This window comes from Allocoleopsis sp., from assembly GCF_036703385.1.
In the GTDB taxonomy this organism is placed as follows: Bacteria; Cyanobacteriota; Cyanobacteriia; order Cyanobacteriales; family Coleofasciculaceae; genus Allocoleopsis.
The window spans coordinates 1-16,744 of sequence record NZ_DATNPA010000557.1; the positions used below are offsets into that span (position 1 = coordinate 1).

Genomic DNA, 16,744 nt, shown 5'->3' on the forward strand with positions numbered 1-16,744 from the left:
TCCTTGAGAAAATGCCCCCAAAAGCTTGAAGAAAAAAGAGGGGAAGATTTACCTCTTTTCTTAAACTCCTCTTTAATCAGACTTTCTAGAGGATGAGCATATTTAGCATCTTGTGTGGCAACACCATGAATAAAAAATACAAGCATTGTCCTACTCGTCCCTACCTAACAAATGAATCTCAGCGGTTTTACATATAGAGTTCCCTGAAATCAATACCAAGTGATAGTCCTGGCGAGAAAAAGCACAATTAATCTAGAGGGCTAACTAGATGAGAGGTTGGGGAGTTTTGTCGGTTAATCAGCATCTCTAAACCAGCGATCATCTCATCTAGTATTACTGCAAGAATCAGCGATCGCAACAAAAAAACAGCCTATCTAAAGAGATAAGCTGCTCTCAAGGGTTCTTACCTAAATGGCGGTGGACTACATCATGCCCATGCCACCCATGCCGCCCATGCCGCCCATGCCACCCATGCCGCCCATGCCGCCCATATCAGGAGGGGCAGGTGCTTTCTTCTCGGGCTTCTCAACAACCAGAGCTTCGGTGGTCAAAACCATACCAGCAATAGAACCAGCGTTCTGAAGCGCCGATCGCACAACCTTAGCGGGATCGATAATGCCAGCCGCAATCAGGTCTTCATATTTGTCAGTGGCAGCATTGTAGCCAATATTGACATCACTAGTCCGCACCTTCTCGACGATGACAGAACCTTCAACACCTGCATTATCTGCCATCTGACGCAGAGGTGCTTCTAATGCCTTGGCGACGATGTCCGCGCCAATTTTTTCTTCTTCACCTAGACTCTTTTTGATCTCGCCAATTTTCGGAATCAAGCGAATCAACGTCGTACCACCGCCAGGGACGATACCTTCATCAACCGCCGCTTTTGTGGCGTTGAGGGCGTCTTCAATCCGCAGTTTACGGTCTTTGAGCTCGGTTTCAGTCGCCGCACCGACCTTAATCACGGCAACACCACCCGCAAGTTTGGCGATCCGTTCTTGGAGTTTTTCTTTATCGTATTCTGAGTCGGTTTCTGCCAACTGCTTACGGATTTGAACAATTCGCTTCTGTACGTCTGCGGTATTTTCGTCACCTGAGACGATGGTGGTGGAGTCTTTATCAATGGTGATTTTCCGCGCTGTTCCCAACATATCGGCAGTCACCGTATCCAGGCTTAAGCCAATTTCTTCAGAAATTAACTGACCGCCCGTGAGAGTAGCAATATCTTGCAACATGGCTTTGCGGCGATCACCAAATCCAGGAGCCTTGATTGCCGCTGCACTCAACACACCCCGTGCTTTGTTCACCACCAAGGTAGCCAAAGCTTCCCCTTCTAAGTCTTCTGCAATAATCAACAGGGGTTGACCGGCCCGCGCCATTTTCTCCAGCACGGGAACTAAGTCTTGGATGCTGCTAATCTTTTTGTCGGTAATCAGGATGCGAGGGTTCTCATATTCCACCGTCATCCGTTCTTGATCCGTCACGAAGTAGGGGGAAATATAGCCTCGGTCAATCTGCATCCCTTCCACGACTTCCAGTTCAGTGGAGAGGGATTTGGACTCCTCAACGGTAATCACACCGTCTTTGGTGACTTTCTCCATCGCCTCGGAGATCATGCGACCGACTTCTTCGTCGTTCCCCGCAGAAACTGTGGCAACTTGAGCGATCGCACTTCCCTCCACGGGTTTCGCCATTGCCTCAATCTCTTTGACCAGATGTGCGATCGTTTTGTCAATACCCCGACGCACGGCAACAGGATTTGCACCCGCTGCGACGTTCTTGAGACCTTCCCGAATCAGCGCCTGAGCAAGAACCGTAGCTGTTGTGGTACCATCACCCGCGATTTCTTTGGTTCTGGAGGCAACTTCTTGAATGAGCCGAGCCCCCGTATTCTCTAAGGGGTCTTCCAGTTCGATTTCTTTGGCAACGGTAATCCCATCGTTGACAATCTGGGGTGCCCCATAGGACTTTTCTAACAGAACATTCCGACCTCTGGGGCCTAGGGTAATGCGGACAGCATCAGCAAGAGCGTTGACGCCCCGCTCTAAGGCTCGTCTTGATTCTTCATCAAACGAAACGATTTTTGCCATAAGTTTCCTGTGTGTCGTCGTGTCTCCATTAGCCAATTTAGCACTCTACAGGTCTGAGTGCTAAGTCCGGGAGCGATCGCACCATCTTCTATATGACGTAATCTGGAGCGATACGACTTAAACTCTCAACATTTATTGCAAAAAAGTATTTTAAGTAACTTTTTGTGAGGAAACTCTGGTTTTTGGATAGCTTTGCATTGTTTTGATGGCTCAATCGTAAGGGGAGTGCAAACCCAATTAGTCAAGACACAATTCAAGCTCAAGCAAGTTCGTAAACTTCGTAGCAGCATTACCCTCGGAAATACATTGGTAATATCGGGATGCACTCCCTAATGGCGGTTAATCCACGGGTTATCGCCAGCTTCACCAAGGAGGTTATTCATGGTCCGAAAGGCTAAAAAAAACACCCGTAAGTTCGCTGGTGTTGAGCTACCAGCTAAGTCGAAACGTTCCCATCTAACGAACTCTTTGTGCCCCATTTGTTCTATTGTCCCGCCTTATATCCTGCGAGAGATTGCTCAACGAGGCACGGAAAGCCAGCGTGATTTAGCGTTTCAAACATTAAATGTATCAGCACAGATTCGCGGACGGCGAGAAGTCGTAGGAAAAATCTTCTCAGGTTTTTTACTAGCACCAACGGGTGAGAAGCGCCGCACTGTCTACGATGCCAAACATCGGACTCGGCTCCCTGGCACACGAGTTCGGAGTGAGGGGGCTCCCGCCAGCAAAGATGTAGCAGTAAACGAAGCCTACGACGGGGCTGGTGCTACCTATGACCTCTACTATGAGGTGTTTGGGCGTAATTCCATCGATGGTAATGGTATGCGTTTGGACTCTACCGTTCATTACAGTCGGAATTATGACAACGCCTTTTGGAACGGTAGCCAGATGGTTTATGGTGATGGGGATGGGGAAATATTCCAACGCTTCACCAAGTCAATTGATGTGATTGGGCATGAGCTAACACATGGTGTGACCCAGTTTACAGCCAATCTGGAGTATCAAGACCAACCCGGAGCACTCAATGAATCCATGTCTGATGTCTTCGGTTCCTTAGTCAAACAGCGCGTTTTGAATCAGACCGCCGAGCAAGCAGACTGGCTCATCGGAGAGGGTTTGTTTACACCCGATGTCCAAGGGGTAGCTCTCCGCTCTATGAAGGCTCCAGGGACAGCCTACGATGACCCTGTGCTCGGTAAAGACCCCCAACCTGCACACATGGACAATCTCTACACAGGCACTCGAGATAACGGCGGCGTGCATATCAACTCAGGCATCCCAAACCGTGCCTTTTACCTCGCTGCTACGGAGATAGGGGGTTATGCTTGGGAAAAGGCAGGAAAAATCTGGTACACCGCTTTAACAACTAGGCTCAAGCCCGATTCCGATTTTGCCGACGCCGCTAACATCACCATCGAGATTGCAGGACAACTCTACGGTGAGGATAGTCCAGAGCAGAATGCAGTCCGTAATGGCTGGACAACTGTAGGAGTCATCTCCAGTCAATAGGGAGGACTCATTCAAAAGAAGACCCACTCAGGTTGAATGGCACGGACTTAAGTGAGAAGTGGTCGTTCTTCGGAAAAACCCGGATTGGGGGGGGTTCCCCCCAATCGCCCCACTGGGAGACGGGGTTACCTCCCCCAGACCCCCTGCACAAGAGACCTGTTTTGAAAGTCTCCTTTCATCCTGGAGTGTGAGCGTACCGCTCATGAACGTCTCTTGCAAAAGTCGATTTTAGCTGTAGGGGCGATGCATTTGCGCCCGGATTTATCGGTGAAATCAGGGTTTTTATCCGCAAATGCATCGCCCTTTTCGGATTTATGCAAGAGGTCTAAGGATTGATGGATGGGCTAATTTTATTAAGTCAGTGCCATTTCTCCTAACTGTGTCGCGCTGCTGCCATCAGCCATTCGATCAGTAGTCTTAAGGAGCTAGGTACGGCTTGTTCACTAACGACGACCGTATGTTGCTGATTATCTTCTTGAATCGTCAAGTGGTACTGAAAGCGATCGGGTTGTCGGCTTTTGGTAATTATGGTAGCGGGTAAATGAAAGAAATCAGCGGCGTCAACCAGTCGGCGCAGCTGGTTGCTGTCTTCGGCAGGTAGAGTTGTCGTATCAACGACCTTGGTTATCGTCATCCCTGCAAAGCCGCCAGTCCGTTCAAAAGTCATACGCATGGTGTCCCTCACTCTAACAACAAGCTACGTTTGCCGTTCAGGTGCCCAAGTGTGACATTTTTCCCAACTGAGATTGGCTCAGCTTGGGGAATATATCACAAAAATCATGAATAATTTTCATGCTGTGTTGAGAAACCGTTCTCCTCGAACAGTATGTCAAGAAGCTGTTGATGAGACGAAAGAAACTGACTTTTCTGGCAGGCTCTCAATTAGTTCTACCATCCGTTCGCCTACACCTGCTGCTGAAGCAGGATTCTGCCCTGTCACTAAGCGATCGCTCACTACTGTATGAGCTTCAAAGTTAGGAGCTTTGGTGAACTCAGCACCGCGATCGATCAGCTTTGACTCTAGCAGAAAGGGGACAACCTCTGTGAGCCCAACAGCCGCTTCCTCTTCATTGGTGAACGAAGACACCGTCTTACCAGAAACGAGGTATTCGCCACTCGAAAGCCTGACGTTTACTAATCCTGATGGCCCATGACAGACGGCACCCACTACGCCACCCTGTTCGTAGATAGCAGAAGCGAGGCTGGCTAGTTGTTCATTTTCTGGAAAATCCCACATCGTTCCATGACCGCCAGCGTAGAAAATACCGACATATTTGGCTGGGTCAATCTGTGTGGGATTGAGAGTGTTCTCGATTTGCGCAACTAGGTCGGGGTTGTCCAAAAATACCTTGTTCAAGGGGTCTTCTAATTCAACGCCAGTCATCGGCGTTTTGCCACCCTTAGGACTGACAAAATCCACAGTGAGACCTGCACGAGTGAATACATCGTGAGGATGGGTGACTTCTGAAAGGTAGAAGCCAGTTTCCTTACCCGTATTGCCCAGTGTGTTGTGGCTCGTTACCACCATCAATAATCGTTTGTTCTGACTCATTGTTCATTCCTCGCGATCGCGTTGGTCTTTTGCTGTTTCAGCATCAGCCCCTTACCTTACTTCAACTTTAGGTTGACTCTTTCTAGAATTCACCTCACCTGAGTAGTACCACTTTGAACTGGGAATTTACTCCCTTTCCGCTACAAAGTACAAAGAATGCCTATTTTTCCACGAACCACAAAGTACACCTTACTTTTCACGGGATGTGGAAAACCTCTCTCCTAGAAGGAGAGAGGCTTTGATTTTTCCCTAAAGGCTACGCCATCACCATTCCACCATCAACATTCAACACCTGCCCGGTAATGTAAGCGGCGGCTGGGTCAGCAGCCAAAAACCGAATCATTCCAGCTACTTCTTCGGGTTCACCGTAACGAGCCAAGGGAATATATTTGAGAATTTCATCGGATTTGATCTCGCTGGTCATATCTGTGGCAATAAATCCTGGTGCTACTGCATTCACGGTAATGCCACGACTTGCCAACTCCTTCGCTACTGTTTTGGTAAACCCAATCACACCTGCCTTCGCGGCACTGTAATTTGCCTGACCAGGGTTTCCCATCTGCCCTGCCACGGAAGTAATGTTGATAATGCGACCTGACTTTTGCTTGAGCATGATTTTGCTCACTGCCTTGGTACACAAAAAAACACCTGTCAAGTTCAGGTCAATCACAGCCTGCCAGTCTTCCGGTTTCATCCGCAGAAGCAGGGTGTCGCGAGTAATGCCAGCATTGTTAACCAGCACGTCAACACGACCCAATTTTTCTAGGGTTTTATTGATCAGGGTGTCTACCTGATCGACCTTAGAGACATCCGCCTGAAGTGCGATCGCATTTCCTCCACCGTCAGTAATTGTCTTTACCACTTCCTCGGCGGCAGTACTGGAACTAGCATAGTTCACCACCACATTCGCTCCCTCAGCTGCCAACGCCAAGGCTGTGGCTCGACCAATCCCACGCGAGGCTCCCGTAATGATAGCAACGCGCTCGCGTAACCGTTGTGAAGTTATTTGTAGGGTTTCCATGAAAAATTCCTCTTGAAATATCCGCTAATTCAGCTCCAAGAATTTTGCACTAGAATCGAGCAGAAACCCTAATCAGAGGAATTTTTTATCCTATGGCGGTTAAGAAGCAGTTCAGTAGCTTTGAAGATCTACTCTCTGGCTCGGATGTACCTGTATTAGTCGATTTTTACGCGACTTGGTGTGGCCCGTGTCAGATGATGGTTCCTATCCTGGATAAAGTGAACACTCAGCTAAAGGGTCGGTTACAGGTCGTCAAAATTGACTCAGATAAATATCCTCAGCTGGCATCTCAGTATCAAATTCATGCTTTGCCAACCTTGGTACTCTTTAAAAACGGTCAGCCGGTAGATCGGATTGAAGGGGTCTTACCGGCTGAACAGATTATCCAACGATTACAAGCCTTGGTTTAGAGATTAGCTGTCTTTTGGAACTACTCTCTATAGCAAAACTCCTGAGCCGCATCCCATCTCTGATTAAGATCGCTCAGAAGAGGGGGCTGTGCTTTTAGGAGAGTCAGACACCAGGTGTAGATTCTTGAGAATCACTCGAAGGCGTAGTTGCCTTATTCTGATCCTGAAGACGCTTTTCCCGCTTTTTGCGATCAGCCTCAATGGCATCTTGGATCACGACTCGCACCTGTTCCATTTTTTGCAGGTTGCTACGGTACAACTCTAGGTCTTTTTGCAACTTCTCTTCGGGGAGGTGTAAGCCATCACTAATTTGCTTTAGAGCTTCAGTTCGCCGCTTCTCATCCTGAACCAAGTCTGAATCCGCCTTTTCTAGCAGGGTATATAGACCAATGGCAAATAGGCGGCTGTACTTAAATTTAGGATTTTCTGCGATCGCGGCGACTGTGGCATACAAATCCCCTAAGGTATCTTGAGGTCTTGGTGCGCTTAACCAGGACACTAATTCTTGCCCTGTTACACGCTCGGCCATAGTCTCCAGCCATTGGGCATCCTGCTTGTACTGTTCCGGCTGGTTTCCTACTGCCTGACAAAGGGCATCAAAAATTGATGCTTTATCTCGTTCCGGTCGGTAGCCCTCCATGAAGCGGTTAAAGGATGTCACAACCCCCAGCGCATAGATGGGCTCGTAGTGAAAATCAACATTGACCGACAGCAAATGCATTTCGACCATCAACTCTTCTACCACCCGTCGGAAGATGGAGTTAACAGGACGGGTGTGATGGTTATAAAAGTCTCGTTTAGTATCTGAGACTGTGCGAAGGTTATTCACAAAGCAGACTGTAAGGGAGGACGTAAAACCATTGTCTCGCTTAAGGACACGTTTGCCAAGGTTAAGAGCGCCCAAAGGTCACTGATGATACAATCCGGGATCGCAGAGTGTCGAAGCTAGAAGCTCTCAAGAGACACTCATGAGCGGTACGCTCACACTCCAGCATGAAAGGAGACTTTCAAAACAGTTAATCGTGAAAAATACTCTTAACCTTCAACCTTCAACCTTCAACCCTCAAACCTTCAACCCTAATGACCTTTTCTCCTGAGTTAATTACCTTAGCACGCTACATGGCGGGTGAGTTCGACAATCAACAACAAGCGATCGCTGACCCAGCCTGGTACGTTCATCTCCGCCTCTGGCTGCGACCTGTTCCCTTGTTTATCGAAGACAGCCTTACCCTATTTGCTGAACAGGCTAATATTGTTAACCTCGATAAACCTTACCGTCCGAGAATCCTGCGACTTTATCCCAGCCCAACTCCACCCGACTCTTTACAGGTGCAGTTTTATATGCTAAAAGATGCAGATGCGATTCGAGGTGCCGGTCGTAATCCAGAATTACTAAGGCAGCTTACAACTGAACAGATCGAGTTCTTACCGGGCTGTACCCTTAGCATAAAACAGCGCCTAGTTGCTCCTAATATCTATGAATTTTCAGCCTTTTCCGCCACCGATACTCCTTGTAGCTTTAGTTATCAAGGCCAAAGTTACCAAATTTCATTAGGCTTTGAGGCCACATCTGAGGAATTCCGCAGCTACGACAAAGGCATTGACTCAGCGACCGGAAGAGCGACTTGGGGAGCCTTACTCGGCCCATTTCGCTTCATCAAACGTCAAGATTTTGCCAACGAGTTACCTATCTAAAGAGTCGCAGGTTGGCCGATCGGCAAGTTAACAAATTGGCACGTTCAAGCCAACCTTCAACCTTCAAACCTTCAAACCTTCAACCTTTAAATTTTCAAACCTTCAAACCTTTTCAAGTTGCCATACTCCGGGGAACCCCTTCCAAGGCATCTTCCTCCGTTTCAAAGATTTCAAAAACTGAGTCCATCATAGTGACCTCAAACACCAGTTTTGCCTCTGGATGGACGTTACAAATGCGGAAGCTTCCTTTAACTTTGTCAGCATCTCGCATTCCTGCCACTAGAGAGGTTAAACCCGAACTGTCAATAAAGTTAACCTGACTCAGGTTGACGATTACATGACGGCTGAGTTTAGAGATACACTCTTGCAACTTCAAGCGAAATTGCCAAGCCGTAGTAATGTCCAATCGTCCAACAGGAGCCAAAACAATGACAGTCGTGCCATCTTTCGTCGTATGTGTTTTCTGCTCAATATGAATCATCAATACCTGCCTTTCTAAACCTGTATAAACGTGTTGATTGCTTGGATTACTCCAAGCCTTGAACATCGATCTGACTTACGATGATTTTTATCTTTTTGCTGAGTAGCATAGAGACATTCTGACCCGTTTGCATACATTATTGGCAGCTATCTAGATGCTCCTTGCAGCAGCAGCTCCCCTTGAAGCTCAAGAGGAGCTACCGTTTAGTTGAGGACTTGCTGCCTGAATTAAAGCTTGAAGACTCCGTTGAATCAACGCTCAACCTTGTTGCGTGCAGACAGATCCCCACCTCAGGTTAGTTTAACTCAGATATCTTCATCATGAGGTCAAAGGCGTCCAGTTAGACCAGTCTTGAGGCTTAAGAAATATCTCGTACAACTCGGCTTCAGGTGTATTTGGCTCAGGTTGGTAGCTATATTCCCAACGGACTAGAGGAGGGAGAGACATCAGTATTGACTCAGTACGCCCGTTGGTTTGCAGACCAAAAATCGTGCCCCGGTCATAGACCAGGTTAAATTCTACATAGCGACCCCGGCGATAGAGTTGGAAATTTCGCTCTTTTTCGCCATACTCTATTCCTTGACGGCGCTCAACAATTGGCAGATAAGCTGGTACAAATGCCAAGCCGCACTCCTGCACGAAGGCAAACAAATCTTCCCAACTACGCGGCTCTAGGCTCCCAAGCCTATCACTATAAATCGCCCCTGGACTATCTTGATGAGGGCCGCGATATAGTTGACCTGTTCCATCTTGGTAGTCAAAGAAGAGTCCGCCAATGCCCCGCGATTCTTGACGATGTTTCAAATAAAAGTACTCATCACACCAGCGCTTGAAAACTGGATAATACTCTGAGTGATGAGCATCACAGGCTCCTTTTAGGGTGCGATGAAAATGTGCGGCATCTTCGGCAAAGGGGTAGTAAGGCGTTAAATCGGCTCCCCCCCCAAACCACCAGACTGGGCCTGCCTCAAAGTAACGATAATTTAGATGAACAGTCGGAACATAAGGATTGCGAGGATGCAATACCATTGATGTGCCGGTAGCAAAAAAGCCATGTCCTGCTGCCTCTGGACGCTGAGCCAGAATAGAGGGGGGTAGCTGATGACCCCAAACCTCAGAAAAGTTAACTCCACCCTGCTCAAATACAGCACCTTCGCGCATGACACGGGAACGACCTCCGCCACCTTCTTCCCGCTCCCAGACATCTTCCTTAAAGGTGCTAGTTCCATCTAGCTTTTCCAATTCGTTACAAATTGTATCTTGCAGCTTTAGCATGAACTGCTTGACTCGATCTCTAGAGCCAACTGGAGGTAAAGAAGGCGAAGACTTAGTGGTGGTCGTTGTGTCTGTCTGAAAAGCTGTCATAATCTCAATTCAATGTAGTTAGCCCAAAAACGGGTAGCCCGTGATGGGCATCTCGATGGTTTAAGTTGTGAATCTAGTTTATAAAGTCAGTGCGATCGCTTGTTGGCCTAGCATACGCTCAAGCGTAGAACATCACCGCGAAGCGGCGTTCACACAATTTGCTAGGGGTTCTTTAGAACATTTTTTAACCAGACTCAAGTCAAAAATCACCCTGAAGTGTTACTTGACTTTACTTAGACTAACTCGGATTGGTTCTTGAAAGATATGCACCCACTGGCCTTTGAAACAAACTTTGAGTTTCCTGACTGGAGCGCTCATCAAGTCCACAGCCTATCAGGAGTATTAATATCACAGACCTGCGCCCAATTGATCTGAATCAGTTAGGGGTTATCTTGAATTGTTTTTCAAGGAGTTGCGACTATATCCTAAATAGGGGAATAGGGGGATTTTACCCGCGACGCCATTTGCCTAAAATCATAGGTTGGCCTAGGCGAACGCTTAGGGAGGTGTATTGTGATTCTCAACTTTTCCTTCAAATTAATCGCTGGTCGAGAGGGGATTTGCTGCAAGTTTACCCTCTTCAGAACATATCGTGCCCTAAGTGCTGCTCCGGTAGACGTTCTTTGGCAAAAAATCATCAACTTAGCCGATGTTTCCTGGCATCCCCTGTTATCTAGCACTAATGCTCCAAAAGGGTTAACGGCTAAACCTGGCATAATTTACCAGGTGGTGACTCGCTTGATACCGATTCCGGTACGAATTTTTGTTGAGCGTGTTCGACCGGGTGAGTTACTGAGTGTACGCGTGCTGGCAATCCCTGGCGTGGAAAAGCTGGTGACTTACCAGATTGAATCAACTGTTTGTGGCACCTATGTGTCTTACTCTGTGACACTACGCGGTTGGTTATCCCCTTTAATTTGGTGGTTAATTCGCCCTTACGCCGCGCGTGTGGCCTCTGAATTAGCGCAAGCAGCCGAGCAGATAGCTGCGCTGTAGAAGCTATTCTATCCCTGTGCCTTCAACAAAGTAATTTCAACCCAATTTTACTGACAGTCCTGATTGAATAACGCAACTTCTGAAAACTCTATAAGCTTCACTGGGTTTAGCCTATTGCTGTTTGTTAATTACATTAAGAGGGAGGTAATGTGTAACATTAATTTAATTAAAATTAGGGATTCTTAATATAAGGCTACCAGAGATTGGCTAATCTCCCTGATACATCAAGGCGGTTGAGTCCTTCCCTGAAACCCCATAGCCAAGAGCGGTGTGAAAACTGGTAGGTATATTGCCTGCGATCGCTACTAGGCGGCATTACCCAAAATGAATCTATCTTAAGGGGGTGGCGCTAGCGGCACATCAATGATTAGTACCGCCACGCCATGACTTCGCAAACACGAATACGCGATCGCTCCTGCTTATCTGGGAGATCTAGAGCCTCTAACTCAAATTGGTGTTTTAAATAACACAGTCCAGCGATCGCCCCATACGGTAAGCTAGAATTATTAAGAAATCTTTACCAGAATTTTTTACTCCTGCCACTCATTCTGTGACGCTTCATATGTCTCTCCCTATTCGTAACGTTGCTATCATTGCCCACGTCGATCACGGCAAAACCACTCTTGTTGATGCCCTTCTCAAACAATCTGGGATTTTCCGCGAAGGGGAAGACGTTCCAGACTGCGTCATGGACTCCAACGATTTAGAGCGGGAACGGGGCATTACAATTCTTTCCAAAAACACCGCCGTTCGCTACAAAGAAACCTTAATCAATATTGTTGATACCCCCGGTCACGCTGATTTTGGCGGTGAGGTTGAGCGGGTGTTGGGGATGGTGGATGGCTGCATCCTGATTGTGGATGCCAATGAAGGGCCAATGCCTCAGACCCGGTTCGTGCTGAAAAAAGCCTTGGAAAAGGGATTACGCCCCATTGTTGTCGTCAATAAAATCGACCGACCCCAAGCCGACCCCCACGGTGCCGTTGATAAGGTCTTAGACCTGTTCCTAGAATTAGGCGCAGACGATGACCAGTGTGAATTTCCTTATCTGTTCGCCTCCGGTCTAGAAGGCTACGCCAAAGAAGATTTGAATGCCCAAGGCGTGGATATGCAACCCATGTTTGAGGCAATTTTACGTCATGTCCCCCCACCCGTTGGAGATGTCACTAAGCCCTTACAACTGCAAGTGACCACCCTTGACTATTCGGAATATGTCGGTCGGATTGTGATTGGTCGTATCCACAATGGCACGCTCAAAGCGGGTCAGCAAGCGGCTTTAGTAACAGAGACAGGGGCAATTGTCAAGGGAAAAATTACCAAATTGATGGGCTTTGAAGGACTCAAGCGCATCGACTGGGAAGAAGCCTCAGCTGGTAATATCGTCGCTGTTGCTGGGTTTGCCAATGCCAACATTGGGGAAACGATTACTTGCCCCAATGAACCGCAAGCCTTACCCCTGATTAAGGTGGACGAGCCAACCTTGCAGATGACCTTCTCGGTGAATGATTCGCCGTTTGCGGGCCAGGAAGGGGATTTTGTGACTTCGCGGCAATTGCGCGATCGCCTCTTGCGTGAATTGGAAACCAACGTCGCCCTACGCGTTGAAGAAACCGACTCACCGGATAAATTCTTGGTTTCGGGTCGCGGTGAACTGCACCTGGGTATCCTAATCGAAACCATGCGCCGTGAGGGGTATGAGTTTCAAGTGTCCCAGCCACAGGTGATTTACCGAGAAGTCAACGGTCAACCCTGCGAACCGTATGAGTTATTGGTGCTAGATGTCCCTGAAGCCGCAGTGGGCGGCTGTATCGAACGCCTCGGTCAGCGCAAGGGCGAAATGCAGGATATGCAAATGGGAGGCAATAACCGCACTCAACTGGAGTTTGTGATTCCAGCGCGGGGTTTAATTGGGTTCCGAGGTGAGTTCATGCGCCTGACACGAGGTGAGGGCATAATGAATCATAGCTTCCTGGATTATCGTCCTTTCTCAGGTGATGTCGAAACCCGCCGCAATGGGGTGATTATCTCGTTTGAGGAAGGAGTGGCGACCTTCTACGCGATGAAGAACGGGGAAGACCGGGGTGTGTTCTTTATTACACCGGGGACCAAAGTCTACAGAGGCATGATTGTTGGGGAACACAACCGTCCTCAAGACCTGGATCTGAATGTTTGTAAGACCAAGCAGCTAACCAACCACCGCTCTGCTACGGGTGATGAGCTCGTGCAGTTGCAAGCACCAATGGAGATGAGCTTAGAGCGTGCTCTGGAATACATCGGCTCCGATGAACTGGTGGAAGTGACGCCTAAGTCGGTGCGCTTGCGGAAGATGACGAAGAAATTGGTCAAGCGTTAAAGACGAGATGAAGTAAGAGTAGCTCACAGGTTGAAATCTGGAGCTATATAAACAAAGCCCGCCTGCGCGGGCTTTTTTGCTGCTCCAGTACGGTTTCCTACGTTCTCATAATTGTGGATATGGTGGTTCAATGATTTTTGTAAGATAAAAGGCGGGGTTAGCATCACTTAATCTCTAGATAAAACCTTTTTAGAAAAGGATTTCCGACATTTTCAATAAAGCAGTAGCCGTAGTAATAATCACCGGAACCCCTAGTGAACTCCAAGAAATGGGTAGGAGTTGAGGGAGCGGCGACGGCAGTCCCCGCTTGCGGAGAAACTTTGGTTGAGGCAATGGCAGATGATGAGCGCGTCTTATGCACAACTCCGAAAACATGAATCAAATTGTTAGAAATTTGCAACATCGGGTTGATGAGCAAACATCCGAGTTAAGACGAATAAATCAACAACTTCAAGAGGAGATTAGCAAGCGTCGATTACTGGAAGAGAGGCTACGCGCATCTGACCAATTACTGGAGGAAAAGATACGCAGCTGTGAGGCGACGATGCGTGCAACCTTTGAGGTAATGACAGATATCATATTAGTCATTAATACAAGAGGAAGGCAGCTCACAGATATCGATATTTTACCGACAAATCCAATTTGTTTTTATGAACCCAGTACTGACTTAATTAGTCAGACAATTGAACAATTTTTTCAGGATAAGACAGCTAAGACTTGGTTCAAAAAAATTTTGCAGGCTTTAGACACCAAGCAGAGGCTCAATTTTGATTACAGTCTATCCTTCGAGGAACAGGAAGTTTGGTTTACTGCCACAATCTCTCCTTTTTCAGAAAACTCAGTACTTTGGGTAGCACGGGATATAAGCGATGTCTACGACGAGCTTCGCTTACGCAAACTTGCAGAGGAGCGTTTGCAACTGTTGGAACGAGCGATCGCTGCCTCTAACAATGGCATTCTCATTTGCGATGCACAAGCCCCTGACAATCCCATTATTTACGTAAATTCAGGATTTGAGCGAATTACAGGTTACACGGCTTCTGAACTCAGGGGTCAAAACTGTCGTATTTTGCAAGGAAGCGATAAAGAACAGCCCGCACTGGAACAACTTAGAAGTGCCATTGCTGCTGGTACAGACACGCAGGTTGTTTTGCGAAACTATCGTAAAGATGGCTCTTTGTTCTGGAATGAATTCTGCCTAACCCCAGTCCGAGATGCAACGGGATGCTTAACTCACTTTATCGGGATTCAAACCGATATCACAGAGCGCAAGCAGGCTCAAATAGAACTGGAGCAACAAAATCAGAGACTCCAGCAAGAAATCCGAGTGCGCCAACGCGCTGAAGAGGAAATCTTTTTTCTAGTCTCCACTACCCAAGCTATTGCTGAAACCGATGACTTTCACTCCGCTTTATCCATCATTCTGCGCTCTAGTTGTGAGACGATTGGTTGGGATTTTGGCGAAGCCTGGATTCCTAACCCGGATAGCCGTTTATTAGAATGCTCTCTGGGTTGGTATGCTAGTGAGCCTAGCCTGGAGGAATTTAGAAACCAAAGTTTAACAGTCAAATTTGCTCCTAATTTTGGCATACCAGGACGTGTTTGGTTATGTAAGCAACCCGAATGGATCGAAGATATCTCGAATCAGCCGTGCGAAGTTTGTCCGCGTTCTAATATTGCAGCAGAGGCAGGATTAAAAGCGAGTTTCGGTGTTCCGATTTTGTTTAATGACCAAGTTTTGGCAATTTTAGTTTTCTATAAGAAAGCAGCAAGCCCCCGTCAGCGACATTTGGTAGAGTTAATTAATGCAGTTGCTACTCAGTTAGGTTCACTGATTCAGCGCAAGCAAACTGAAGAAGCCTTGCGAATTACCCAAGAGAAATATCACAGTATTGTTGAAAATGCCGTTGAGGGGATTTTTCAAGCTACACCCTCCGGACAATACCTGAGTGCAAATCCCGCTTTAGCGAGGATATACGGCTATGACTCGCCAGAAGACCTAATTAATAGTATTCAAGACATTTCTCGACAACTTTATGTTAAACCGAACCGCTACAAAGAATTCGTCGCGGCAATCGAAGCGAACAATGAAGTGAAGGAGTTTGAGTCTTTGGTGCAGCGCAAAGATGGCACAATGATTTGGATTGCCGAGAATACCCGTGCCGTGCGCGATCGCGCGGTATCGAAACGAGATGCGTTAGCATCTAAGCCCAGCGCCAAGGACGAACAGAAAGGAAAACTTTTGTACTACGAAGGTACGGTTTCGGATGTCACAGAGCGTAAGTTAATCGAAGAGGCGCTGAAATTTGAGCAAGAACAAACCAAAACACTACTCCTAAATCTTTTACCTGCCCCCATTGCCAAACGATTACAAGATGGAGAAAACCCCATCGCTGATAAGTTTGAAGAGGTCAGTGTTCTATTTGCCGATCTGGTTGGCTTTACCGAGTTTTCTTCCAAAAAAACGCCCGAAGAACTGGTATCAATTCTCAACATTATTTTCTCAAAGTTTGATAAATTAGCTCAACGATACGGTTTGGAGAAAATTAAGACCATTGGTGATGCGTACATGGTGGTTGGGGGTTTACCGATATTCCGCCCCGATCATGCTCGCTCGATCGCACAAATGGCGCTTGCCATGCAATCTGCGATCGCAAACGTCAATACTCAAATTGATGAATCCTTTAAGCTCCGAATCGGCATAAATATCGGCCCTGTAGTAGCGGGGGTGCTGGGTCTCAACAAATTCATTTACGATCTGTGGGGTGATACCGTAAATACAGCCTCTCGTATGGAAGGGAATGGCATTCCCGGAGAGATTCAAGTCACAACGGCTACCTACGAGTTATTAAAGGAAGAGTTTTTGTTTGAACAGCGAGGGCGTATTCCGATTAAAGGTAAGGGGGAAATGACAACCTATCTACTTCGAGGACAAAATTTTTAGAGATTTTTCCCTGATTAATAATTTCAATTATTCCTAAAAGCAGAGATGATTTATTCCTAAAAGTAGAATGAATCAGATCCAGCTAACTTGTAAAATCAAAGCTGTGTTCGCTGAGACACTGATACTGTTTGAGCAGCCTTAGCTGGGACGAAACTGCTGTTTTTTTTGAAAAACCGTTTCACTAAGAATCAGTTTTGAGTAGATGCAAAAGCTTGGTGTAGATATTCCTACATCAGCAATTTCTCGTTGTTCGGCTGACCGCGAAAAGCGTTGGACTATTTCAAACTTATACTCAGGAGTTAGAGTAGAATGCTGTTCCATCTGTTCT

General features: G+C 47.1%; 15 protein-coding genes. 7 read left to right on the forward strand and 8 right to left on the reverse strand.

Annotated elements, in window-relative coordinates:
* Positions 1-422 precede the first annotated feature (422 nt).
* Complete coding sequence (groL, locus tag V6C93_RS27165; protein ID WP_333479794.1) at positions 423-2,090, reverse strand: chaperonin GroEL; 1,668 nt, start codon at positions 2,088-2,090, stop codon at positions 423-425.
* Between the two features lie 381 nt (positions 2,091-2,471).
* Here groL and V6C93_RS27170 point away from each other — a divergent pair, with 381 nt between their 5' ends.
* Entirely contained in the window at positions 2,472-3,599 is a 1,128-nt protein-coding gene (locus V6C93_RS27170; RefSeq protein ID WP_333479795.1) for a M4 family metallopeptidase, read from the forward strand.
* 373 nt (positions 3,600-3,972) lie between these two features.
* Here V6C93_RS27170 and V6C93_RS27175 read toward each other — a convergent pair whose 3' ends face one another.
* From V6C93_RS27175 to fabG, 3 genes are all read right to left on the reverse strand, one after another.
* Entirely contained in the window at positions 3,973-4,272 is a 300-nt protein-coding gene (locus tag V6C93_RS27175) for a protealysin inhibitor emfourin (RefSeq protein ID WP_333479796.1), read from the reverse strand.
* 156 nt (positions 4,273-4,428) lie between these two features.
* A complete protein-coding gene (locus tag V6C93_RS27180) occupies positions 4,429-5,151 on the reverse strand; it encodes a type 1 glutamine amidotransferase domain-containing protein (protein ID WP_333479797.1) in 723 nt (240 codons plus the stop codon).
* 256 nt (positions 5,152-5,407) lie between these two features.
* Positions 5,408-6,172, reverse strand: a complete 765-nt coding sequence (gene fabG, locus V6C93_RS27185) for a 3-oxoacyl-[acyl-carrier-protein] reductase (RefSeq protein ID WP_333479798.1) — start codon at positions 6,170-6,172, stop codon at positions 5,408-5,410.
* A gap of 92 nt (positions 6,173-6,264) precedes the next feature.
* On the opposite strand from fabG, the gene trxA reads away from it, so the two are divergent.
* The gene (gene trxA, locus V6C93_RS27190) at positions 6,265-6,582 is read left to right on the forward strand and encodes a thioredoxin (RefSeq protein ID WP_333479799.1); all 318 of its coding nucleotides are present in this window, start codon (positions 6,265-6,267) and stop codon (positions 6,580-6,582) included.
* 103 nt (positions 6,583-6,685) lie between these two features.
* Here the strand turns inward: trxA and psb29 are convergent, their stop codons facing one another.
* A complete protein-coding gene (gene psb29 / locus V6C93_RS27195; protein ID WP_333479800.1) occupies positions 6,686-7,411 on the reverse strand; it encodes a photosystem II biogenesis protein Psp29 in 726 nt (241 codons plus the stop codon).
* 251 nt (positions 7,412-7,662) lie between these two features.
* Here psb29 and V6C93_RS27200 point away from each other — a divergent pair, with 251 nt between their 5' ends.
* Positions 7,663-8,277 (forward strand): chromophore lyase CpcT/CpeT, encoded by a 615-nt coding sequence (locus V6C93_RS27200; protein ID WP_333479801.1) that lies wholly within the window; start codon positions 7,663-7,665, stop codon positions 8,275-8,277.
* A 112-nt stretch (positions 8,278-8,389) separates the two neighbouring features.
* Here the strand turns inward: V6C93_RS27200 and V6C93_RS27205 are convergent, their stop codons facing one another.
* Both V6C93_RS27205 and hemF read right to left on the reverse strand, forming a co-directional pair.
* Positions 8,390-8,758, reverse strand: a complete 369-nt coding sequence (locus V6C93_RS27205) for an STAS domain-containing protein (protein WP_349262859.1) — start codon at positions 8,756-8,758, stop codon at positions 8,390-8,392.
* A 318-nt stretch (positions 8,759-9,076) separates the two neighbouring features.
* Positions 9,077-10,123: an oxygen-dependent coproporphyrinogen oxidase gene (hemF, locus tag V6C93_RS27210; protein ID WP_333479803.1), complete on the reverse strand. Its 1,047-nt coding sequence runs from the start codon at positions 10,121-10,123 to the stop codon at positions 9,077-9,079.
* Between the two features lie 513 nt (positions 10,124-10,636).
* Here hemF and V6C93_RS27215 point away from each other — a divergent pair.
* The 4 genes from V6C93_RS27215 to V6C93_RS27230 all read left to right on the forward strand — a co-directional run bounded on the left by V6C93_RS27215 (position 10,637) and on the right by V6C93_RS27230 (position 16,416).
* A complete protein-coding gene (locus tag V6C93_RS27215; RefSeq protein ID WP_333479804.1) occupies positions 10,637-11,119 on the forward strand; it encodes an SRPBCC family protein in 483 nt (160 codons plus the stop codon).
* A 562-nt stretch (positions 11,120-11,681) separates the two neighbouring features.
* On the forward strand, positions 11,682-13,472 hold the full coding sequence (typA, locus tag V6C93_RS27220; protein WP_333479805.1) for a translational GTPase TypA: 1,791 nt from the start codon (positions 11,682-11,684) through the stop codon (positions 13,470-13,472).
* 254 nt (positions 13,473-13,726) lie between these two features.
* Positions 13,727-13,849, forward strand: a complete 123-nt coding sequence (locus tag V6C93_RS27225) for a hypothetical protein (protein WP_333479806.1) — start codon at positions 13,727-13,729, stop codon at positions 13,847-13,849.
* Entirely contained in the window at positions 13,846-16,416 is a 2,571-nt protein-coding gene (locus tag V6C93_RS27230) for an adenylate/guanylate cyclase domain-containing protein (RefSeq protein ID WP_333479807.1), read from the forward strand. Before V6C93_RS27225 ends, V6C93_RS27230 begins: the two co-directional genes overlap by 4 nt.
* A 138-nt stretch (positions 16,417-16,554) precedes the next feature.
* Here V6C93_RS27230 and V6C93_RS27235 read toward each other — a convergent pair.
* The coding region (locus V6C93_RS27235; protein ID WP_333479808.1) for a hypothetical protein at positions 16,555-16,744 on the reverse strand (190 nt) is incomplete at its 5' end.